Below are 22,047 nucleotides of genomic sequence, written 5' to 3'. Positions count from 1 at the left end.
ATGGGCGGCGGTCAGCCGGCCACCGTGGCCTCCGCGCAGACGCGGTTGCGCCCGCCGCGCTTGGCGGTGTAGAGCGCCTCGTCGGCGCGGCGCAGCAGGGCCAGCAGATCCTCGCCGGGCCGGTATTCCGCCGCGCCGACCGACAAGGACACCGATCCATAGTTGGCGTTGCGCGTCCGGTTGATGATCTGCCGCGACCCCACCGAGGCGCGAAGCTGCTCGGCCACCTTGATGGCGTTGGCAAGCGCGGTGTGGGGCAGGATGACGCTGAACTCCTCCCCGCCGTAGCGGGCGACGGTGTCGCGCCCCTTCACCCCCTCGGTCAGCACCTTGGCGACCAGCTTCAGCACATGGTCGCCGACGAGATGGCCATGGACGTCGTTGAAGCGCTTGAAATGATCGATGTCCACCATCAGCAGGGTCATCGGCATGCCGGTCTGCATCGCCTCCTCCGCGGCGGAGGCCAGCGCCAGATCGAAGCCGCGCCGGTTGACAATGCCGGTCAACCCGTCGGTCATCGCCTCGCGACGCGCGGAATCCAGAACGACGCGCAACTCGGCCAGCTGCTGGCTGGATTCGAGGAGCTGGCTCTGCAGACGGGTCTGGCGATCCACGATGGCGGTCGTCTCCGCCGCGATGGCCGCCACCATGGCGCGCAGCTCGGCCAGGCTCATCGGCTGGTCCAGTTCCCCCCGGAAACCGGCCAGCGCCTGCCCGTAGCGGTCAGTCTCCGACCCGACGCTGCCCAATTGGTCGAGGATGCGCCCCAGAGCGACGCGCGCGCGTTCCGACGTTTCGCGGATGGCCTGGGCCTCGGCATCGAGCGTGAAGAAGCGTTTGTACAGCTCGTCGCAATGACCTTGCGACAGCGTGGCGCCGTCGCGCTGGGCCAGTTCGATGGCCCGCGTCAGGTCCGGGTTCTGCCCACCGAAATAAGCGTACCAGAGGGTGAAGTTTTCCGGATTCGGCAGAAGCCCATGGACGGTGATCCGATCCATGGCGCGGCTCGCGAGAATCCGCGCCGTCTCGAAATCCTGATCGCCCGCCATCGTGCCCGCCTTTCCACTGCGTTTTGAAAAAAGCTACCGCAGCGGGAAAGAGACGGGCAAGCGACTTTCCAAATTGGTCACTATATTACAATTGCGAGGAAATTTACTTACGAATTCCTCAGTTGCACTGACCTACGGATTTCTCGGCGCACACCGTCGTGCCGTCGATCCAGGTGGCGCCCGACAAATCGGCGTGCCGCAGGTCCGCCCCGCCGAGACGCGCCCCGGTGAAGTTGGCGTTGTGCAGAATGGCGTTCACCAGCTTCGCGTTGCGCAGGTCGGTTTCCTTCAGGGACGCCCCGGTCAGATCGGCCCGCGTGAAATCGGCCTCGATCAGGCGGGCGCCATCCAGCTTCACCCCCGGCATGGTGGCGCTGAAGAATTTCGCGCGGTAGCTGTCGGTCTCCGACAGGTCGGCGTCCTTCAGCGTGGCCCGCTGGAAGGTGGCGTCGCGCAGCATCGCCCCGGCCAGTTTCGCCGACGACAGATCGCGCCCGTCGAAATAGCAGCGGCGCCAGTTCACCTTCGGCTGCGCCGGGTCGGTGCATTCGGCCAATGCGGCGGATGGGACCAGGGCTGTGCCCAGGAAGGTGGAAAGTACCGCGAAGGCGGCGAAAATTGTCGTCTTCATGCGCCAACAGATAGTGTCGCAGGGGCCGAATAACAAAGGGTCCGGCGCAACAAAAGGCGGTGGTGGGCAGCGACTTACCGTCACGCCCCCTTCGGCGTCCGCAACCCGACCGAACGACCGGCCTGCGGCGGCACGGGCAGAGCGGCGTGTTCCGCCACGGTGCGTGTCAGCCGCTCCGCGGTTTCCGGAGCCAGCGGCACCGAACGGCGCTCCGCCAGATCGACATGGAGCAGAACGAATTCCGCCGTGGCGGCGAGGAAGCCGTCCTCCTCATGGCGCATTTCGTGGAACAGATGCAGCCGCTTGGCGTCCGCACCCAGGACCAGGGAGGTGAAGGTCAGCCCATCGCCCTCCGTCACCTCGCGGGCGTAGGTCAAGTGCGCCTCCACCGCGAACATCGACCGCCCCTCGCCTTCCGCGTAAGCCTTGCCGATACCGAAATGGTCGAGCACGGCGTCGGTCGCGTGATCGAAGGCGAGCAGGTAATAGGCCACATTCATGTGGCCGTTGTAGTCGATCCATTCCGGGCGGACGGTTTCCCGGTGCAGGCGAAGCGGGGTGGGCGAATGGTTCATGCCCTCAAGGATAAGCGATGCCGCCACGCTTTGGGAACCGGCTTGGACGGTCAGCCAAGCCAGTTCCGGCGATCCTGGAACGCCTCTTTCCTCATCGCGACGCGGGAAAGGGGGCGATGCCCCGGTTCAGGCGCCCCGCGTCACACGCTGAAGTACTTCGCCCGCGGGTGGTGCAGGACGATGGCGGACGTGCTCTGCTCCGGGTGGAGCTGGTGCTCGTCGGACATCTCCACGCCGATCCGCCCGGCGTCGAGGAGCGTCAGAAGCTGCTCCTGGTCAGCGAGGTTCGGGCAGGCCGGGTAGCCGAAGCTGTAGCGGCTGCCGCGGTAGGCCTGCTGGAGCAGCTTCTCCTTATCGCGGCTGTCCTCGGCGCCGTAGCCCAGCTCGGCGCGGATGCGGGCGTGGACGTACTCCGCCATGGCCTCGGTCATCTCCACCGACAGGCCGTGCAGGTAGAGGTAGTCCTGGTAGCGGTTCTCGGCGAACCACTCCCGCGCCACCTCGGCGCAATGCTGGCCCATGGTGACGATCTGCAGGCCCAGCACGTCGCGCTCGCCGTCGTTCACGTCGCGCAGGAAGTCAGCGATGCACTCGCCGTCCTCCTTGGCCTGACGCGGCAGGGTGAAGCGGGCAACCTCGCTGGTCCCGTCCTCGGCGAACAGGATGACGTCGTCGCCATCGGCCGCCGCCTTCCAGTAGCCGTAGACTGCCTGGGGCCGCAGGATCTCTTCCTTCGCGGCGATCTGAAGAATGCGGTCGAGCACCGGGCGAAGCTCCTTCTTCGCCCACTCCTTGAACTCCTCGAAGGACTTGCCGTCCTTCCGGTAGCCCCACTGGAGCTGGTAGAGCATGCGCTCGTTCAGGTAGGTCACCAGCGTCTTCAGCGGGACATGCTCGATGACCTTCGGCCCCCAGAAGGGCGGCGTCGGCACCGGCACGCCCTCGGCCAGACGGGCGCGGCGGGCGCGGGCGGCGTCCTTGTCCACCGGACCGATGGTGGCGCTCGTCGCCTGCCCGAGCACGCGGCGGCGGTTGACCGCCCGGCCCGCCCGCTTGGCCTGCTGGATGGCGAGCTGCTGGTCGAAGCTGCCGCCCACCACCTGATCCATCAGGGTCAACCCGTCGAAGGCGTCGCCCGCGTAGGCCACGCGACCCGAGCCGTAGGAGGCCACGCAGTCCGTCTCCACATAGGCGCGGGTCAGCGCGGCGCCGCCGAGCAGGACCGGAACCTCCAGCCCCTCGCGGGTCATCTCCTCCAGATTCTCGCGCATGACGACGGTGGACTTCACCAGCAGGCCGGACATGCCGACGGCGTCGGCCTTGTGCTCCTTCGCCGCCTGGATGATCGCGCCGACCGGCTGCTTGATGCCCAGATTGACGACCTTGTAGCCGTTGTTGGTCAGGATGATGTCCACGAGGTTCTTGCCGATGTCGTGGACGTCGCCCTTCACGGTGGCCAGCACCATGGTGCCCTTCTGCTGGCCGTCCAGCTTCTCCATGTGCGGCTCCAGCCACGCCACGGCGGCCTTCATCGTCTCCGCGGACTGGAGCACGAAGGGAAGCTGCATCTTGCCGGCGCCGAACAGCTCGCCCACCACCTTCATGCCGTCGAGCAGGTAGGTGTTGATGATCTCCAGCGGCGGGTGGGTCTTCATCGCCTCGGCGAGATCGTCCTCCAGCCCGGTGCGGTCGCCGTCGACGATGCGCTCCTTCAGCCGCTCCTCGACCGTCTCGGCGCGGGCCTTCTTCTTGGCGTCCGCGGCCTTGCGGCCCTCGAACAGCGCGATGAAGGCCTGGAGCGGGTCATACCCCTCCGCACGGCGGTCGAAGATCAGGTCCTCGGCGGTCTTGACCTCCTTCTCGGGGATCAGGTGCAGCGGCATGATCTTCGACACATGCACGATGGCGCCGGTCATGCCGCGCTTCACCGCATGGTCGAGGAAGACCGAGTTCAGGACGTGGCGGGCCGCCGCGTTGAGGCCGAAGGAGACGTTGGACAGGCCCAGGATGATCTGGCAGCCGGGCATCTCGCGGCTGATCGCCTCGATGCCCTCCAGCGTCCAGATGGCCAGCTTGCGGTCGTCCTCGTTGCCGGTGGCGATGGTGAAGGTCAGCGGGTCGAACAGCAGGTCGTGGGCCGGCAGGCCGAACTCGTTGACCGCGAGGTCATAGAGGCGCTTGGCGATGGCGAGCTTGCGCTCCGGCGTCTTCGCCATGCCCTCCTCGTCGATGGTCAGCGCGATCACCGCCGCACCGAACTTCTTGGCGAGCGCGAGGCGCTTGCGGGCCGGCTCCTCGCCGTCCTCGAAGTTGATGGAGTTGAGGATGGCCTTGCCGCCGTAAAGCGCCAGCGCCTTCTCCAGCACGATGTATTCGGTGGAGTCGATGACCAGCGGCGCGGTGACCGAGCCGGCGAAGCGCTGCACGACGGCCTTCATCTCCGCCACCTCGTCGCGTCCGACGAAGGCGGTGCAGACGTCGAGCGTGTGCGAGCCCTCCTTCACCTGCTCGCGCGCCATCTCGACGCAGCCGTCCCAGTCGTTCCTCTCCTGAAGCTCGCGCCACTTCTTGGAGCCGTTGGCGTTGCAGCGCTCGCCGATGGCGAAGAAGGCGTTCTCCTGGCGCAGCGTGACCTGGGAGTAGAGCGAGGCGACCGCGGGCACCCAATGGACCGTGCGGCCCTTCGGGTTCGGGCGGTGCGAGCCGGCCGGAGCCAGCTTGCGCAGCATCTGGTTGGCCGCCGCGATGTGCGGGACGTTGGTGCCGCAGCAGCCGCCGACGAGATTCACCCCGTCCTCGGTCACGAAGCGCTCCAGCCAATGGGCGAAGTCGTCGGCGCGCAGCGGGTAGTGCGTCTTGCCGTCGACCAGTTCCGGCAGGCCGGCGTTCGGCTGCACGGAGACGAGGCCCGGCCAGTTCTGGGTCAGCCACTTCACATGCTCGCTCATCTCCAGCGGGCCGGTGGCGCAGTTCAGGCCCATCAGCGGCACGTCGAGCGCCTGGATCACCGTGGCCGCCGCGGCGATGTCGGTGCCGACCAGCAGCGTGCCCGTGGTCTCCACCGTCACCTGGACGAAGACCGGCGTGTCGCTTCCGGCCTCGGTGCGAGCGCGCTTGATGCCGTTGACGGCGGCCTTGATCTGCAGCGGGTCCTGGCAGGTCTCGACCAGGATGGCGTCGGCACCGCCGGCGATCAGGCCGGCCGCCTGGACGAAGAAGCTGTCCTCAAGGTCCTGATAAGGGATGTGGCCCAGGCTGGGCAGCTTGGTGCCCGGCCCGACCGAGCCGATGACGAAGCGCGGCTGCCCGTCCGTGAAGGTCTCCGCCGCCTCGCGCGCCAGTTCGACCGCGCGCTGGTTGATCTCGAACGCCTTCTCGGAGATGCCGAACTCGCCCAGCGTCACCGGGGAGGCGCCGAAGGTGTCCGTCTCCACCATGTCCGCGCCGGCCTCGAAATAGCCGCGGTGGATCTCCCGCACGATGTCCGGACGCGAGAGCGGCAGGATGTCGGTGCAGTTCTCGTGCCCCCAGTAGTCCTTCTCCACGTCGAGATCGAGCGCCTGGATGCGGCTGCCGAACCCGCCGTCGCAGAGCAGGACGCGGTCGCGGAGAGTGTCGAGAATGTGCGGCATGGGAAGATCGGGTCCGTTTCGGAAGGAAGGTCGGGCGGAAAGGGTCAAGAGGTTGTCAGCGGTTCACTCAAGGCCATGGCGGTTCGTGGGCCACCAGTCGTGATCAAGCACCTGCTCCAGCGTGTAGGGGCAATCCTGTGGGACGGCGTCTTCGGACATTCCATCCTGGGCGAGACCAAGGACGGCCAAGCGGCGGGCATCCCGGTGGGCACGCGCGAGGTCAATTTTCTTGCGCAGGCTGGGGCTGGCGTCGATCTCGTCCCAGGCGGCGATGCGGTGATTGACCACCGACTCCCGCCACCCCAGCCGGGGGTCGGGCGCGGGCGAATGTTCGAGCTTCAGAAGATGCTCGATCACCCGCTTCAGTGCGCTGCCAAGCGCCTTGGCATCCGAACGCCCCATGTCCTCGATCTCCCCCGCCACATGCTCCCAATCGATGGGCGTATCGAGGCGTTCGCGGGCGACTTCGCGGAGAAGGCGGGCCTGTTCCTGGGTCCAGGCGTAGAAGTCGTCGTCGTAGCCGATCCGGTTGTCCATGGCCCTTCCTCCGCGACCGCGATGATCCGCAACACCCTAGCACAGGGGGGCGGTCAGGACACCGCCGGCTGCTTTGCCTTGACGCCCAGCATCCGGCAGATGGCCACCGTCAGATCGGAGCGGTTCAGCGTGTAGAAATGGAAGTCCTTGATGCCCTGGGCCTGGAGTGCCTGGCACTGCTCCGCCGCCATGGTCGCGGCGACGAGCTGACGGGTCTCCGGATCGGCGTCCAGCCCCTCAAAGGTCTCGGCGAAGCGCTTGGGCATCGCCGCCCCGCACTTGCCGGCGAACTCCACCGCGCGGGCGAAGTTGGTGATCGGCAGGATGCCGGGCACGATCGGCACGGTGATGCCGGCGGCAGCGCAGCGGTCGAGGAACCGGAAATAGGCGTCGTTGTCGAAGAAGAACTGGGTGATCGCCCGGGTCGCCCCGGCGTCCACCTTGCGCTTCAGGTTGTCCAGGTCGAACTGGGCGCTCGGCGCTTCCGGATGGGACTCCGGATAGGCGGCGACGGAGATCTCGAAATCGGCGACCTTCCTCATCCCCGCCACCAGATCGGCGGCGTAGGCGTAACCGCCGGGATGCGGCACGTAGCGCCCGCCGACCCCGCCCTCGGTCTCCGGCGGATCGCCGCGCAGGGCCACGAGATGGCGGATGCCGGCGTCCCAATAGGTGCGGGCGATGGCGTCGATCTCCTCGCGTGTCGCACCCACGCAGGTGAAGTGGGCGGCGGCGGGGATGCCCGTCTCCTTCTGGATGCGCGTCACCGTGTTGTGCGTGCGCTCGCGGGTCGAGCCGCCGGCCCCGTAGGTCACCGAGACGAAAGACGGGCCGAGCGGGGCCAGGCGCTGGATCGCCTGCCACAGGCTCTGTTCCATCTTCTCCGTCTTGGGCGGGAAGAATTCGAAGCTGACCGACGGGGTGCCGGACGTCATGACTGGGCTCCGCTGATGGAGAGGATGGAAGACACGGCAGGGGATGCGCCCTTCGCGGCGCGCACCGCCGGCCAGATGGTTACGGTAAGCGGTTCGCCCGGCAGATGCACCACCGCGCCGCACTCCAGGCCGGATTGGCGGCACCAGGCGGCGACCTCGGCGTCGGAGAAGCCCAGCCGGCGGTGCGCATGCTCCGCGCGCAGGGTCTCCAGGACATGGGGGGCGAAATCGACCACCAGCAGCAGGCCGCCGGGCCGCAGCACCCGCGCCGCCTCGGCCAGAAGATCGGCCGGCGCCTCCGCGAAGTGCAGCACCTGGTGGACGACCGCCGCGTCGAAGGACCCGGACGGAAAGGGAAGCTGGTACATGTCCGCCTGCCGCACGTGGCAATGGCGAAGCGCCGTATCCTCCAGCTTGGTGCGGGCAATCGACAGCATCTCGCGCGACTGGTCGACGCCCACGGCGCGCCGGGCGCGCGGCCCCAGCACCTCCAGCATGCGGCCCGTGCCGGTGCCGATGTCCAGAAGGTCGCCGATCCCGTCGGCGGGGATCAGGCGCAGCAACGCCTCCTCCACCTCGCGTTCCGGGACGTGGAGGGAGCGGATCTCATGCCAGCGGGCGGCGTTCTCCCGGAAGTAGCTGGCCGCCGCCTCCGAGCGGGCGCGCTTGATCGCGTCCAGCCGCTCCAGGTCCAGCGTCAGCGTCGGGTCGTCGGACGGGATGGCCTCCACCAGCACCCGCGCCAGCTCGCCCGAGGCGCCGCGTTCCGTCAGCCGGTAAAAGGCGAAGGTGCCCTCCCGGAAGCGGTCGAGCAACCCGGCGTCGCACAGGAGCTTCAGATGGCGCGACACCCGCGGCTGGCTCTGCCCCAGGATCTGGGTCAGTTCGGTCACCGTCAGCTCGCCATGCGCGCACAACGCCAACAGCCGAAGCCGCGTGGTTTCCGCCGCCGCCTTCAATGTCGCAAGCAGTTCGTCCATGACCGCCGGCACCGTCCCGAAATGCCCCGAAGGGCCGGCGGACCACCACGGCCCGCCATGCGGGATACAGATATAAAGATATCTTTATGCAGCGTAAACACGTTTTCACCGCACCCCTTCCAATCGGGGGGAGCCGGCTGACGGAACGCCCGGACGGCACGCGAAGGGCGCGGCAATCCTACCACATGGGGAGGTATGCGTATGGTGACCTCGCGTGGCACGCTGGTCAAAAGGCGGCGCCTGTGTTAGGCACGGAACAAAGGGATCGCACGGATTTTCCGGGCGATGTCCTGTCCGGCAGCGTCCGTTGCCGCCCGGCGGGGGGTCGAACCCTTCGGACGTGGCGCGACGGGGCCGCGGAATCGGATGCCCCGCCCAAAGTCGTGTCCCCAGAAAGAGCCGTCGCCGATGAAGCTGGCCAACCTCTCCCGCTCCCTTCTTCGCTCGGCCGCCGTGGCCGTCGTCGCCCTCGGCATGGCGGGCTGCGCGACCGCGCCCGGCAGCAACGAAGCCGATGTCACGGTCAGCGATCCCCTGGAGATTCCCAACCGATTCGTCTTCGCCGTCAACGAGACCGCGGACATCCTGCTGATCCGCCCGGCGACGGAAGTGTATGTGGGCGTCGTCCCCGACCCGCTGCGTCAGGCGGTGCACAACTTCGTCCAGAACCTGCTCGGCCCGCTCTACATCGCCAACAACCTGTTGCAGGGTGATTTCGAGGGCGCCCAGGTCGCCACCGGCCGGTTCATGACCAACACCATCCTCGGCCTCGGCGGCCTCGCCGACGTGGCGACGGAAGCCGGAATCGGCGACCGTCCGGAGGACTTCGGCCAGACGCTGGGTGTCTGGGGCGTCGGCCCCGGCCCCTACGTGGTGCTGCCGTTCCTCGGCCCGTCGAACGTCCGCGACACGCTGGGCTACGGCGTCGACACGCTGGCCGACCCGTTCCGCATCGGCACCAACGCCGCCGGGGCGGACAACGCGATGTACGGACGGACCGCCGCCGCGGGCCTGGACCGCCGCTCGCAGCTCCTGCGCGAGATCGACGACCTGCGCAAGAACTCGCTGGACTTCTACGCGACGGCCCGCAGCCTGTACGCGCAGCAGCGCCGCGCCGCGATCGCCAACGACATCGCGCCGGCGACGCCGGAGTTCCCCGATTTCGACGAACCCGCCAAGAAATAAGGAGGAGGCCTGCCGCGGCGCGACCGTCCGCGCTCGATCCTTTAACCGATTGAGTGTTGACAAAGCCTCCGCGGCAGCCACTTTTGCCTTGCCATGCTGACACGTCGCCTGTTTCTCGTGTGCGCGGCCCTGCTCGCGGTGAGCAGCTGGGCCGCCCGTCCCGCCGCCGCGCAATCGGCCGATCCGGGCGCGACCGCGTTCATCCAATCGCTGGGGAACGAGGCCGTCGCCACCTTCTCGAACAAGAGCCTGTCGCGCGAACAGGCGGTGCAGCGCTTCCGCACCCTGCTCTACCAGGGCTTCGACGTGGCCTACATCGGGCGCTGGGTGCTGGGCCGCTACTGGAACTCCGCCACGCCGCAGCAGCACGACGAGTACCAGAAGCTGTTCGAACGGCTGATCGTCAACACCTACGCCGACCGCTTCGTCGAGTATTCGGGCGAGACCTTCCGCATCTCCGGGTCCCGCGTGGAAGGCGAAGCGGACACCATGGTCTCCACCCAGATCGTCCGCCCCAACGGCCCGCCGGTGAATGTGGATTGGCGCGTGCGCAAGCGCGACACCGCCTACAAGATCATCGACGTGGTGGTCGAGGGCGTGAGCATGGGCGTGACCCAGCGCCAGGAATTCGCTTCCGTCATCGGCCAGAACGGCGGTCGGGTCGAAGGGTTGCTCCAGGCGCTGCGCCAGAAGGTCGGTAGCGCCGGCTGATCCTTCGCTCCGCGCGTCCCGGAAAGACCGGACCATCTCAAGGGCTGCCTTCAGGCGGCCCTTTTTCATGGCTGCTTTTTCATGGCCCTTTTTCATGATGGGCCCAAACGGCGATTCCGTGACGAACACCGCCGGAAGGGGTATGGTCCCGCCCGAAGCCTCTCTTGTGTGTTGCAGCAGCGGGCGCCCCATCCGATGGCCGACCGGACTCAGAACGAGATCGAAGAGATCAAGGCGATCATCCTCGCCCACCAGACGTGGCTGACGCGCCGCGGCGGGCGGCGGGCCGACCTCAGCTTCCGCGATCTTTCGAATCTCAACCTCGACCGGGTGAACCTGAACGGGGCGAAGCTGGCCGGAACCAATCTGGTCGGCGCCCGCCTCGTCCGGGCCGACCTCTCGCAGGCCGACCTGTTCGGCGCCGACATGGAAGGGGCGAACCTGACCGCCTCGACGCTGATCGGGGCGGATCTGCGCGGCGCCAACCTGCACCGCGCCATCCTGACCGACGCCAACCTGCGCGGCGCCGACTTCCGGGCCGGGTCCCTGATGAACGGAACGGGCGACAAGCCGCGCAGCGACGGCGTCACCCGCCTGACCGAGGCGAAGATGGAGCGCTCCATCCTGGCCGGCGCGAACTTCACCGGGTGCGACCTCAGCGGCGCCGACCTGAACGACGCCGATCTGACGGGCGCCGACATGACCGCGGCCGTCCTGGTCGGCGCCGATTTCTGGGGCGCCACCCTGGACGGCGTGACCTTCGACGGCACCACCATCGACGAGGCGACGCTCGACCGCAACTACCTGCCCGCCTCCCTCCCGGAGAACGCCATCGTCAAGCCGGCCTACAAGCCGATGCCCTTGGGCGCGTTCCTGGAGGCCGTCGCCGAGCATGAGCGGTGGGTGAACAGCCAGGGGGCGGAGGGCCGCCATCTCGATCTCGATCTCGTCTCGGTGATCGGGGCCGACCTGACCGGCCGCGTGCTCGCCGCCGCACGGCTGCGCCGTTGCCGCCTGATGGGTGTGCGGCTGCGCAAGGCCAGCCTGGAGATGGCCGACCTCTCCTACACCGAGATGATCGGGGCCGACCTGACGGAGGCCTGCCTGAACGGCACCAACCTGCGCCGGGCCGGGCTGTCCCGCGCCGTCCTGGCCCGCGCCGACGCCCGCCCCGCCCGCCTGTCCGGCGACCGTCCCTGGCCCGCCAATTTCGACGGCGCCAACCTGACCGGCGCCGACCTGCGCGACGCCCGGATGGAGGACGCGGTGCTGCGTTCCGCCAAGCTGGGCGGGGCGAAGCTCGACGGTACGGGAATCATGGTGACGGTGGACACCGCGCCACCGCCGCCCCCGGTGCCGGAGGAACGGCGGGCGCAGAAGCGCTACGCCCAGCCCTGTCTGGTCGTCCAGACCGACCGTGGCGCCCATTCCTCCCGCAACTGGTCGATCGGCGGCGTCAGTTTCTACGCTCCGGACGATCTGTTCGAGGAGGGCGAGACGATCGAGGGCCGCCTGTCCATCGCCGGGCGGAACGACATCATGGCCACCGCGCGGATGGTCGTCGTGCACAAGGGCGCGGGGAAAGGCCAAGTGTCCGTGCGCTTCCACCAGTATGGCGACGATCTCAAACAGCTCTTGAAGACCGCCTTCCTGGAGCATCAGAAGCTGGAAGGGTAACGGAAGAAGGCTCCCCCTCCCGGATGGGGAGAGGGAGCCCGCCGGAGCCGCCGCTCAGGAACGGACCAGCGGCTTGTACTTGATGCGGTGCGGGTTCACCGCATCCTCGCCCAGACGGCGCTTCTTGTCGGCTTCGTAGGCTTCGAAGTTGCCCTCGAACCACTCCACGTGGCTGTCGCCCTCGAATGCCAGGATGTGGGTGGCGAGGCGGTCGAGGAACCAGCGATCGTGGCTGATGACCACGGCGCAGCCGGCGAAGTTCTCCAGCGCCTCTTCCAGCGCGCGCAGCGTGTCGACGTCCAGATCGTTGGTCGGTTCGTCGAGCAGCAGGACGTTGGCGCCGGACTTCAGCATCTTGGCGAGATGGACGCGGTTGCGCTCACCGCCGGAGAGCTGGCCGACCTTCTTCTGCTGGTCCGGACCGCGGAAGTTGAAGGACGAGACGTAGGCGCGGCTGGGCATCGACTTCTTGCCGAGGTCGATGATGTCCAGCCCGTCGGAGATTTCCTCCCACACGGTCTTGTTCGGGTTCAGCGAATCGCGGCTCTGGTCGACATAGCCCAGTTTCACCGTCTCGCCGACGCGGAAGGTGCCGGCGTCCGGCCCGTCCTGCTCGGTGATCATGCGGAACAGGGTGGTCTTGCCGGCGCCGTTCGGGCCGATCACGCCGACGATGCCGCCCGGCGGCAGGCGGAAGGACAGGCCGTCGATCAGCAGGCGGTCGCCGAAGCCCTTGTTGATGCTCTCGGCCTCGATGACGACGTTGCCCAGGCGCGGCGGCGTCGGGATGACGATGCGGGCCTCGCCCGTCGCTTCCTTGCCGCTCTCGGCCAGCAAGGTCTCGTAGGCAGAGATGCGGGCCTTGCTCTTGGCCTGACGGGCGCGCGGGGACTGCCGGATCCATTCCAGCTCGGTGGCGAGCTGCTTCTGGCGGGCCTCCTCGGCGCGGCCTTCCTGCTCCAGGCGCTTCTGCTTCTGCTCCAGCCAGGAGGAGTAGTTGCCTTCCCACGGAATCCCCGACCCACGGTCGAGTTCGAGGATCCAGCCAGTCACGTTGTCGAGGAAGTAGCGGTCGTGGGTGACCAGGACCACAGTGCCCTTGTAATCCTCCAGGTGCTTCTGCAGCCACGCCACGGACTCGGCGTCCAGATGGTTGGTCGGCTCGTCGAGCAGCAGCAGGTCGGGCTTTTCCAGAAGCAGCTTGCACAGCGCGACGCGGCGGCGCTCACCGCCGGACAGCTTGGTCACGTCGGAATCGCCCGGCGGGCAGCGCAGCGCGTCCATGGCGATCTCGACCGTGCGGTCGATGTCCCAGGCGTCGGCGGCGTCGATCTTCTCCTGAAGCTCGGCCTGCTCGGCCATCAGCGCGTCGAAGTCGGCGTCCGGGTCGCCCATCGCCTCGGACACGGCGTTGAAGCGGTCCAGCAGGCCCTTGGTCTCGGCCAGTGCCTCCAGGACGTTCTCCTGCACCGTCTTCGTCGGGTCGAGCTGCGGCTCCTGCGACAGGTAGCCGACCTTGGCGCCCTGCGCGGCCCAGGCCTCGCCCGAATAGTCCTTGTCCAGGCCGGCCATGATCTTCATCAGGGTCGACTTGCCGGCGCCGTTGACGCCGAGGACACCGATCTTCACGCCGGGCAGGAAGGACAGCCAGATGTCGTCCAGAACCTTCTTGCCGCCGGGGTAGACCTTGGACAGGCCCTTCATCACATAGACATATTGATAGGACGCCATGCGCCGCTCCGACCCTTCTGCACAAAAAGGAAAAATCCAGGACGCCACCCGCGGCGCCACTTCGCTCGTTCAGGGTTTTAGCGCATAAGGACGCGGCATGAAACGGCGAAGGAGGGAAGCCGGGTGGTCGAGATTTATGTGGATGCCGATGCCTGCCCGGTAAAGTCGGAAATTTACCGGGTGGCCGGGCGCAACGGAATCAAGGTGTGGATCGTCAGCAACGGCCCGCTCCGCCTGCCCAACGAATGCCTGTCGGAGCTGGTCGTCGTCGGGTCGGAGTTCGACGCCGCCGACAACTGGATCGCCGAGCACGCGACCGAGGCCGACGTCGTGGTCACCGCCGACATCCAGCTCGCCGACCGCTGCGTCAAGAAGCGCGCCGTGGTGATCGGCCCGACCGGCCGCCCCTTCACCGACGACAGCATCGGCTCGGCCATCGCCACCCGCGCGCTGATGCAGGACCTGCGCGACATGGGCGTGGTCAGCGGCGGCAACAAGCCGATGAGCCAGCAGGACAAGTCGAAGTTCCTGCAGACGCTCGATCAGGCGGTGCAAGCGCTGAAGGCCGGACGGCGGCCGAAATGGCGGTGAGGCGTCACTCGGGCAAAGTTCACTTGGGCAAAGTTCACTCGGGCAGGATTCACTCGGGCAGCGCGCCGGCCTGACCGGCGGCGAAGGCGCGCGCCTGCCCGTGCGTGGCGATCCCCTGCTGCTCCAGCCGCGTCAGCAAACCCGCGGCCAGTTCCGCCTCGACCAGGGCGGGGGCGAAGGGACCCAGGCGGCGGTCGGTGGCGATGCCAAAGGCGGCGGCCAATTGCTCCAGCGAGGCCCCCTCCAGCGCCGGATCGAGCGCCGCGGCGAGCCGGGCGAGGTCGAGCGTCGGCGGCGCCTCCGGCTCCGGCAGGCCGGCGTCGCGGCAGGCGCGTGCCAGCGTGCCGAGCGCCGCGTCCACCCCCCAGCCGATCACCGCGCAACCGCGCAGGGCGTCGGCGATCACCGGCCAAGCCGCGGCGAAGGGGCGCGCGCCTTCCACCATCACCGCGGTCACGCCGTGGGTCGCGCTGCCCTCCGCCGGGATCGGCGCGCCGGGATCGATGAACAGCTCCAGCGACAGGCTGCGGAAGACGCGCGGCCCGACCATCCGCACCGTCCCCACCGCGACGACCGGCCCCTCCTCCGCCCGCCCGGTGGCGGTGGCGACCCACAGGCTGACCATCGGCAGGGCCAGCAGCGGATCCTCGTCGCCGAGATGGACGGGACGGACGTTGGGGCGCAGCAGCCTCCGCTCGCCGGACAGCAGCGGCTGCGCCTCCCCCGCCCTCGCCGGGAAGACCAGGGCGATCCCCGACTGGAGCCCAAGATCCTTGACGCGGACCGGCACCTCGCCCCCCTGGGCGCGGCGCAGCAGGGCGGAGACCATCTGGCCGTCCTCGCGCGCCCGCTCGATGGCGCGGAACAGCTCGGGGCGCGACAGGTGGTCGTAGATGTCGGCCCCGGCCGCCAGCCCAAGATGGGCGGAGGCCGCCGGATTCAGCGTGTCGATCCGCCCGAAATCGTCGAGCACCACCACCGGCTCCTCCAGCGCGGCGATCACCCCGGCCAGCCGCTCGCCCGGACGGCTTTCGCCGTGGCGGCCATGGCGAAGCGCCTCCGCCGCCGCCCGCGCGAGGTCGCCGGCCTCGTCCTCCTTCGCATCGGTGGCAAGGGAGGACGCGCTGCGCCCGCACCACGTCGACAGGGTTTCGCGCAGCCGGCCCAGATCGCGGAAATGGCGGTTCAGCCGGGCAAAGGCCATCCACAGCGCCAGCACGCCGATCCCGACCGCCCCCATGTCCAGCAAGGAACGCTCGGGATCGGCGATGGCCAGCCGCCCGATCTCCACCCCCAGGAAGGCGAGCGCCATGCCCGCCACCGCAAAGCCCAGCACCGCCGAACGCCACGCCCCGCCCCGCATCGGGCCGCCTCCACACACCGTACGAATGGCGCGACTGTAACGCTCCCGGGTGCCGGCGGAAAGGGAGCGGGCGGGTCAGCCCTCCCGCTTCTGTCCTGTCAATTCGCCGCGAAGCAGTAGAGCAGTCCCGCGCCGCCCGTGCTCTTCAAGGCATCCTGGCTGCATCCGCCCCGCGTCAGGTGGGAGCTGTTCCAGGATTTGGCCGGCGGGTCGTCGCCGAGCCCCATGCGGTCGTGATGGCCGACCATGGCGGCGCCCTCCGTCCCGCTGCGGGTCCAGTTTCCGCAGGTTCGGTCCTCCGCGCCGTCGAAGGCCCGGCCGTCCGGCTGGCTGCCGGTCAGGATGTCGTGGGTGTTCGGGGTGTCGCCGCGGCCTTTGACCGTCTCGCCGGTTTCGGTCAGCCCGGTCTGCTTGGTCAGGCCATTGGCGGTGTGCAGATCCTCCACGCTGCGGGCGATCACCTGCCCCTTGGCGTTCTGCCAGGGACCGGCGCCGATGCGGTCGCGGGCGTTCACCGCGGGCCGTCCGTCCGCCGCCTGGGTGGACAAATAGGCTTTCCAGTTCCGGCTCCCCGCCCCGACGGCCTGCGCCAACTGCTGGCAATGGCGATCCGCACCTTCCAGGCCGCCGAGGTCGGCGCCCTTCCCCGATCCGACGCTGGTGATGAAAAAGCTCATGCCCGCGGAGCCTCCGGACGTCTGCGCAGACGCCGGCGCCGCCGCCGACAGAACCGCCGCCGATAGCGCAGCGCCGATGCCAGCCCCAAAGATGGTGCGGACCATGGGTGCCCTCCCCTGCCTTGTTGTCAGACGATGGTGGTTTGTGGACGCTGGGCCAAACGGCTTTATTCCGCATCCTTTCGGCGCTCCGCCCATCCGCATGGCCGATCCTTCTTTTTCCCCCTTCCGGTGCGGTGCGGAATCCTTATCTTCCCTGGCGGTTCGCTGGGCGACCTCGCCCCAAGAGCCCCATCGAATTATTTAATACGAATTTCGAACCATTTTTCCCGCATATCGCTCGAAAGCTCCATGCAACTCAAAATAATTATGAGAGTGAGCGCGAACAAATACACGCTCTCGTTATCCCGCCTTTAAAGATTCAAAGACTTATTTGGAGGCTGTTAATCGCTCATTAAGGCAGTTTTGGCAGATTTGATCTTGCGTTCTCCTTCACATTTTTTGGGTCCGGCGATGGTGATGGTCTACCACCCTTACGCGCTCCAGCATCGGCGGGAACGGCGGTCCGGGCGCAGGCTTGCGCTGGCCTTGATCGTCGCGCTCGGCCTTCCCCTGGCGGTGGGCGCCGGCTACACCCTGGAGACGGTGCGCGGCTACGCGGTGCAGGCCCGTTTGGCGCAGGCGGTGGACGCAGCGGCCCTGGCCGGTGGACGGGTGATGTTCGACGACCAGCGCGACGGCCATATCCGCAGCTTCTTCGACAACGCCTTCACCAAGAGCTTCCTGGGTGCCCACGCCGCGGTGCTGAAGATCGAGGACGACACGCGCAGCGGCGTGCTGACGGTGCATGGACAGGCGACGGTGAAGGCGCTGTTCACCCGCGTCCTGGGCGGCAGTGATCTGGTCGTGGAGGCGCAATCGGTCGTGCGCCGCAACATCCGTGGCCGCAAGGGGTCTTAAACCCTTCGAATCGCACCCCTCGGCGCCGTCGGATGGACGGCCACCACGGCGCCGTGCCCCTGCCCGAATTTTTTAAGGCATCGGGAAGCTTTGCGCTGATACGATACGGGATCAGGTTCACCCACAAGCCGCCCCGCCCCCGTGTCCAGCATCCTGTCCCTATCATCGGCGTCGAACGCTCAATCCCTGTCCGGGATGAGTCGGCTTCGGCAGATGCTGGCCAGCGAAGCCATTGCGGTGCAGCCCATCCGGCGCGTGCCGGGGGAACAGGAACGCCGGCGGTCCGACGATGTCTCGGCCACCGACGATGCGCTGAAAAGCGGAAACCGGACGGAACTGGGCGGAGCGGAAGGCAATCGCGCCGGCCGTGCCGGTTCCTCGTCCAGATTTGCGCTGGACGATGCGGAGGGTGACGACGGACCAGTGACCGGCGCGTCGCCGCGCCTGAGCGCCACCCCCAACGCTGGTTTTATAGCGCAGAGCATCCATCAGGACGCCATGGGCAGCGGCCTGCACATCGAACCCTGGTCCGCCGCCATCACCGCCTACCGCAAGGCCGACGCCGCGGCCTATGCGGCCGGGACGTCGGCGGGGATGTCCGTCTAGGCGGCGGACCGCTCCCCATCGCCTGTTAGGCCCCCATCGCTTAGGACGAGGAGTCCTCGCCGTAGATCTGCTCCTGCTGGTAGGCGGTCAGGCCCACGCGCTGGATCAGGTCGAGCTGGGTCTCCAGCCAGTCGATGTGTTCTTCGGTGTCCTCCAGGATCTCCCGGAAGATTTCGCGGCTCTGATAGTCGCGCACCGCGTCGCAGTCGGCGATGGCTTCCAGCAGGTTGCCGCGGTTGTGGCTCTCGATGCCCAGGTCGGCGGTGAACATCTCCGGCAGGTCCTCGCCGATCTTCAGCTTGTGCAGGTCCTGAAGGTTGGGAAGACCTTCCAGGAACAGGATGCGCTCGATTAGCTTGTCGGCGTGCTTCATCTCGCCGATGGATTCCTCGTAGACCTTGCCCGCCAGCCGGTGCAGGCCCCAGTTCTTCAACATGCGGGCGTGCAGGAAATACTGGTTGATGGCCGTCAGCTCGTTCGTCAGAATCGTGTTGAGGTGCCGGATAACCTTCGGATCACCTTTCATCTACCCCTCCGTCTTGATTGGCCACGCGGGATCGCGCGCGGCGCGCTGTTCTTTTGCCCGACGACTGCCGCCAAGTGTAAGCCAATAGCGCAGGATCGCAATCGGCTTCCGGTTCGGCTGGCTTCAGGGCCGCTCGCCGCGCACCGCCTCGGCCAGCCGGCGCAGCCCCTCGTCCCCGGCCATCGCCTCCACCGGCACGCCCAGGCGGCGGCGCCAGTTGGGGTGCTGGTCCACGGTGCCCGGCAGGTTCGGCTGCTCCACCTCGCCCAGCGCGTCCTCGATCTGCACCATGGCGATGCGGCCCGGCGAGCGGGCGAGGTAGCGGTGCACCGCCTCCATCAACTCCCGCGAGAAGGGTTGCGAGCCCTCGTTGTTCGGATAACGGTGCGGGCGCAGCCCTTCCCGCTCCAGCGCCTGGAGCATCCACCAGCGGTCCACGCCGCGGTCCCAGACGTCCTTATTCCGCGCCGCCTCGTCAGGATAGAGGTCCAGTTTGGCCCGCCAGTCGAGGTCGCGGTTGGTCCAGAAACCCTTGAAAGTGGCGAGGTCGTGGGTGGTCACCGTGACCATGGCCCCGGCGGGATACTCGTCCGGCGCCTTGAAGCCGCCATCGGCGCTGCGCTCGAAATACAGCACGCGGTAGCTGAGGATGCCGGCCCGCTCCAGCGCCGGGCGGAAGCCCTCCGGCACGGTGCCGAGATCCTCGCCGATGACGATGCAGCGGTTGCGTCGGCTTTCCAGCGCGATGATCCGCAGCAGATCCTCGAACGGGTACTCGACATAGGCGCCGTCGCTGCCGTCCGCCGGGATCCAGAACAGGTGCTGCAAAGCCATCACATGGTCGATGCGCAGCGCCCCGGCGTGGCGCATGTTGGCGCGCAGCATGGCGATGAAGCTGCCATAGGCCGATTCACGCAAGCCCACCGGCGACAGCGGGGCGAGGCCCCAATTCTGCCCCTTCATGTTGAACTGGTCCGGCGGCGCGCCGACGTTGGCCCCCTGCACCAGGATGTCCAACTCACCCCAGGCCGCCGCCCCGCCGGGATGCGCCGCCACGGCGAGGTCGCGGTAGAAGCCGATGGGCAACCCGGCTCGGCGCCCGCGCTCCGCCGCCGTGCCCAGCTGGCGGTCGGCCTCCCATTGCAGATACTCGAAGAAATCCACCCGCTCGGCCTGCTCGGCGGCGAAGGCCTGCACCTCCGGGCTGTCCGGGTGCTGGAAGGCCGGCGGCCACGTCCGCCACATCCATTGGGACGGGTCGCGGCGATAGAAATACTCGTGCAGCGCCTCGAACACGGCGTGGCGGCGCAGCGGCTCGCCCATCTCGCGTCGGAACGTCTCGAACGCCTCGCGCCGCGCGTCGCTCTCGCCCAGCGCGCGGAAGGTCGCGTGCAGCGCCTCCAGGACCGGCATCTTCAGGGCGGAGACGGCGGGATAGTCCACCAGTTCCGTCGCCCGCGCGGCGGCCAGCCGCTGCCGGAAGTCCTCCGACGCGATGAGGGCCTGCGCCTGCGGCGTGGCCGCCAGCTCCGGCACCCGCTCCACGTCGATGTAGAGGACGTTGAGGAAGGTCCGGCTGCTCGGCGAATAGGGGCCGATGTGGTTGGGGTCGGCCGGGAACAGCGCGTGCAGCGGGTTGAGCCCGACCAGCCCGGCGCCGAGCCCCGCCGCCGTCTCGGCGAAGCGCCCGAGATCGTCGAAGTCGCCGATGCCCCAGTCGTCGCCGCTCTTCAGTGCGTAGAGCTGCAAACCGATGCCCCAGGTCCGCCCGCCGGGAACGACGTCCTCCACCGTCAGGCAGCGCTGCGGGGCGACGATCAGCACCGTGCCGCCCTCCAGCGTGCCGCTCACGCCCTGGGGCCGGATCACCACCGACAGCCGGTGATAGCCGAGCGGCAGGGTCGGCGGCAGGCGGGTGGACACCATCCGCCGCTCGTAGGCCACGCCGTCGAGCACCCGCTGCTCGGCCAGCGGCAGGTTGCCGACGCGCAGCGAGGCGCGGTGGGCGAGCCCGCCCTCCTCGGTCAGCGTCCAGGTCAGCTCGGCGTCCTCCAGCCCGGCCGGGACGGCCAGGGCGAGGCTGAGCGGCGCGCCCTCGTCGATCACCAGGACGGGAGGCAGCATGCGCCGCCACGCCCGGTCCTCCACCGCGTGCAGGCTCGCCGCCAACTCCTCGCCGTCGCCGGCGGGATAGCCCATGGCGGCGGACAAGGCCCGCTTCGTCGCGTCGGAGGTCTCGCGCCGGTTGCCCCAGATGTCATGGTAGAAGGGCTCGATGCCAAGCCGTTCGGCAAGCCGGTCGAGATCGCTCATTCAGGGGTCCCCGCGTTTGTCGGTCGTGGCGTCTTGGTGGCGTCATTCTGGCCGCAACGGCCTGCGCGCGAGCATTGCGCGTCGGGCTTATTCCGTCCAGCCCCGAACATTCGAATTTTCATATTGACCGCAACGCTTTCGCGCACGGCGACGGGGCAAGGGTGACAACGCGCCGCAACCCTGGATGATCCGGCCTTCTTCAGCGGCTCACCATTTGCGGGATCACGACCCGACCGCCTCTTTCGCGGCATCGCCATTCGCCGCGGGCGTCGCCACGGCGACCCGTGCCGCCTCCGCCTTGGCCGCCTCCGCCTTGGCCGCCTCCGCCTTGGCTTGGGCCATCTGCTCCAGGCGGGTGCGGTAGCCGGTCACGGCGGCGGCGACCTCCGCCATCATCGCGTCGAGCGGGCGGGCCGTGTCCACCGCCCGCATCAGGTCGCGGGCGAGCGCACGCGCGCTCTCCAGCTCCTCCGCCGCGACGGCGCCCGATTCGGCGTGGAGCCGCAGCCGTTCGGCCATCATCTTCAGGGACTTGGCGACGGACTCCGCCGGTCCCGGCTCGCCCAGGTCGTCGAGGCGGCGCAGCAGGTCGTCGAGGAAGGCGGGGACGCGAGCCACATGCTCCACCGCCATGCGCTCCGGCGGGCGGGCGGTCAGGCCGATGGCGGCGAACTCGATCAGGAAGGCGACCTGGACGCTGATGCGCAGCAGCTTCTGCTCGTTGACGAAATGGTTGGCCTCGGCCATGAGCTGCCGGGCGTTGATGTGCGCCCAGCGGTTGGTGGCCTTCAGCCGCAGCGTGTTCGGCGCGTCGAGGAGCGGCACCTGGGCGCCCTCGCGCGGCGACTTGCGCCGGTCGGGGCCGGTGTAGTCGGCAGTCACCACGAACTTCTTGCGCGATTCGATCAGGGCGGCCAGCCGTTCCTGAACCTGCTTGGGCGAGACCGGCTTCACCAGCAGATCGTCGGCCCCGGCGTTGGTGACGCGCATGACCAGAAGGGGCGTCGGCTGCCACGTCGTGGCGACGATGCAGGCGTAGGGATTGCGGGTGTCCGGCTCGTTGCGCAGGCGGCGAATGAGGCGCAGCGCCTCCGCCTCCTCCCCGTCGATGTCCAGCAGGATCAGGTCGGGGGTGGCCGCCGCCGCCATGTCCGCCGCGTCCCGGACCGAGCCGTAGGTCTCCGCCCGCTTCATCCCCAGCCGCGCCAGCACCTCGCGCAGGACGCGCTGGGTGTTGGATTGCGCGTCGATGATGGCGGCATCAACCAGGGAATAGTCGTAATCGGGCATGCGTCGATTCCGCGGAAACCGGAGGTGGAAGGGCCACCCCAGGCCAGGACGTTAGCACAGGCGGAAAATACCGCCTAT

At 68.3% G+C, this 22,047-nt stretch carries 19 protein-coding genes; 6 read left to right on the top strand and 13 right to left on the bottom strand.

Features of this window, described 5'->3' with window-relative positions; translation table 11 throughout:
- Positions 1–11 precede the first annotated feature (11 nt).
- The 7 genes from ACWPN7_RS24175 to ACWPN7_RS24145 form a co-directional block, all read right to left on the bottom strand.
- Complete coding sequence (locus tag ACWPN7_RS24175; RefSeq protein ID WP_459196520.1) at positions 12–1,049, bottom strand: GGDEF domain-containing protein; 1,038 nt, start codon at positions 1,047–1,049, stop codon at positions 12–14.
- A gap of 118 nt (positions 1,050–1,167) precedes the next feature.
- On the bottom strand, positions 1,168–1,680 hold the full coding sequence (locus ACWPN7_RS24170; protein WP_051657810.1) for a pentapeptide repeat-containing protein: 513 nt from the start codon (positions 1,678–1,680) through the stop codon (positions 1,168–1,170).
- A gap of 80 nt (positions 1,681–1,760) precedes the next feature.
- On the bottom strand, positions 1,761–2,255 hold the full coding sequence (locus tag ACWPN7_RS24165; RefSeq protein ID WP_349620002.1) for a thioesterase family protein: 495 nt from the start codon (positions 2,253–2,255) through the stop codon (positions 1,761–1,763).
- A gap of 140 nt (positions 2,256–2,395) precedes the next feature.
- Positions 2,396–5,887, bottom strand: coding sequence for a methionine synthase (metH, locus tag ACWPN7_RS24160; RefSeq protein ID WP_459196519.1), 3,492 nt, complete (start codon positions 5,885–5,887; stop codon positions 2,396–2,398).
- Between the two features lie 63 nt (positions 5,888–5,950).
- Positions 5,951–6,424, bottom strand: a complete 474-nt coding sequence (locus tag ACWPN7_RS24155; RefSeq protein ID WP_492273467.1) for a DUF29 domain-containing protein — start codon at positions 6,422–6,424, stop codon at positions 5,951–5,953.
- Between the two features lie 53 nt (positions 6,425–6,477).
- On the bottom strand, positions 6,478–7,359 hold the full coding sequence (gene metF / locus ACWPN7_RS24150; RefSeq protein ID WP_038527430.1) for a methylenetetrahydrofolate reductase [NAD(P)H]: 882 nt from the start codon (positions 7,357–7,359) through the stop codon (positions 6,478–6,480).
- Positions 7,356–8,339 (bottom strand): ArsR/SmtB family transcription factor, encoded by a 984-nt coding sequence (locus ACWPN7_RS24145; protein ID WP_459196517.1) that lies wholly within the window; start codon positions 8,337–8,339, stop codon positions 7,356–7,358. The genes metF and ACWPN7_RS24145 overlap by 4 nt, the downstream gene beginning before the upstream one ends.
- Positions 8,340–8,747: 408 nt before the next feature.
- Here ACWPN7_RS24145 and ACWPN7_RS24140 point away from each other — a divergent pair, with 408 nt between their 5' ends.
- The 3 genes from ACWPN7_RS24140 (at position 8,748) to ACWPN7_RS24130 (ending at position 11,912) form a co-directional block, all read left to right on the top strand.
- Complete coding sequence (locus ACWPN7_RS24140) at positions 8,748–9,524, top strand: MlaA family lipoprotein (RefSeq protein ID WP_137138785.1); 777 nt, start codon at positions 8,748–8,750, stop codon at positions 9,522–9,524.
- A 93-nt stretch (positions 9,525–9,617) separates the two neighbouring features.
- On the top strand, positions 9,618–10,235 hold the full coding sequence (locus ACWPN7_RS24135) for an MlaC/ttg2D family ABC transporter substrate-binding protein (protein WP_038527421.1): 618 nt from the start codon (positions 9,618–9,620) through the stop codon (positions 10,233–10,235).
- A gap of 195 nt (positions 10,236–10,430) precedes the next feature.
- Positions 10,431–11,912 carry a pentapeptide repeat-containing protein gene (locus ACWPN7_RS24130; protein WP_459196516.1) on the top strand — a complete coding sequence of 494 codons (1,482 nt, stop codon included), beginning with the start codon at positions 10,431–10,433 and terminating at the stop codon, positions 11,910–11,912.
- Positions 11,913–11,966: 54 nt separating this feature from the next.
- Here ACWPN7_RS24130 and ettA read toward each other — a convergent pair whose 3' ends face one another.
- On the bottom strand, positions 11,967–13,643 hold the full coding sequence (ettA, locus tag ACWPN7_RS24125) for an energy-dependent translational throttle protein EttA (protein WP_145676799.1): 1,677 nt from the start codon (positions 13,641–13,643) through the stop codon (positions 11,967–11,969).
- Positions 13,644–13,766: 123 nt separating this feature from the next.
- On the opposite strand from ettA, the gene ACWPN7_RS24120 reads away from it, so the two are divergent.
- Positions 13,767–14,234, top strand: coding sequence for a YaiI/YqxD family protein (locus ACWPN7_RS24120; protein WP_149648616.1), 468 nt, complete (start codon positions 13,767–13,769; stop codon positions 14,232–14,234).
- A 49-nt stretch (positions 14,235–14,283) separates the two neighbouring features.
- On the opposite strand, the gene ACWPN7_RS24115 is transcribed toward ACWPN7_RS24120, so the two are convergent.
- Both ACWPN7_RS24115 and ACWPN7_RS24110 read right to left on the bottom strand, forming a co-directional pair.
- Entirely contained in the window at positions 14,284–15,597 is a 1,314-nt protein-coding gene (locus tag ACWPN7_RS24115) for a 3'-5' exonuclease (RefSeq protein ID WP_459196515.1), read from the bottom strand.
- Between the two features lie 98 nt (positions 15,598–15,695).
- Entirely contained in the window at positions 15,696–16,274 is a 579-nt protein-coding gene (locus ACWPN7_RS24110) for a hypothetical protein (protein ID WP_247892869.1), read from the bottom strand.
- Positions 16,275–16,793: 519 nt separating this feature from the next.
- Between ACWPN7_RS24110 and ACWPN7_RS24105 the strand changes: the two genes are divergently transcribed.
- Together ACWPN7_RS24105 and ACWPN7_RS24100 are read left to right on the top strand one after the other, a co-directional pair.
- Positions 16,794–17,234, top strand: a complete 441-nt coding sequence (locus ACWPN7_RS24105) for a hypothetical protein (RefSeq protein WP_247874829.1) — start codon at positions 16,794–16,796, stop codon at positions 17,232–17,234.
- Between the two features lie 141 nt (positions 17,235–17,375).
- On the top strand, positions 17,376–17,840 hold the full coding sequence (locus ACWPN7_RS24100) for a hypothetical protein (protein ID WP_247887574.1): 465 nt from the start codon (positions 17,376–17,378) through the stop codon (positions 17,838–17,840).
- 40 nt (positions 17,841–17,880) lie between these two features.
- Here ACWPN7_RS24100 and bfr read toward each other — a convergent pair whose 3' ends face one another.
- The 3 genes from bfr to ACWPN7_RS24085 form a co-directional block, all read right to left on the bottom strand.
- Positions 17,881–18,366 (bottom strand): bacterioferritin, encoded by a 486-nt coding sequence (gene bfr / locus ACWPN7_RS24095; protein WP_014240606.1) that lies wholly within the window; start codon positions 18,364–18,366, stop codon positions 17,881–17,883.
- Between the two features lie 123 nt (positions 18,367–18,489).
- Entirely contained in the window at positions 18,490–20,679 is a 2,190-nt protein-coding gene (gene malQ, locus ACWPN7_RS24090; protein ID WP_492273466.1) for a 4-alpha-glucanotransferase, read from the bottom strand.
- A 222-nt stretch (positions 20,680–20,901) separates the two neighbouring features.
- Entirely contained in the window at positions 20,902–21,969 is a 1,068-nt protein-coding gene (locus tag ACWPN7_RS24085) for a response regulator (RefSeq protein WP_459196512.1), read from the bottom strand.
- Between the last annotated feature and the right edge of the window lie 78 nt (positions 21,970–22,047).

It is taken from the genome of Azospirillum sp. UENF 312511 (genome assembly GCF_058780635.1).
Note: the sequence above shows the minus strand (reverse complement) of the source record. Positions and strands in the feature narration are given on the sequence as shown.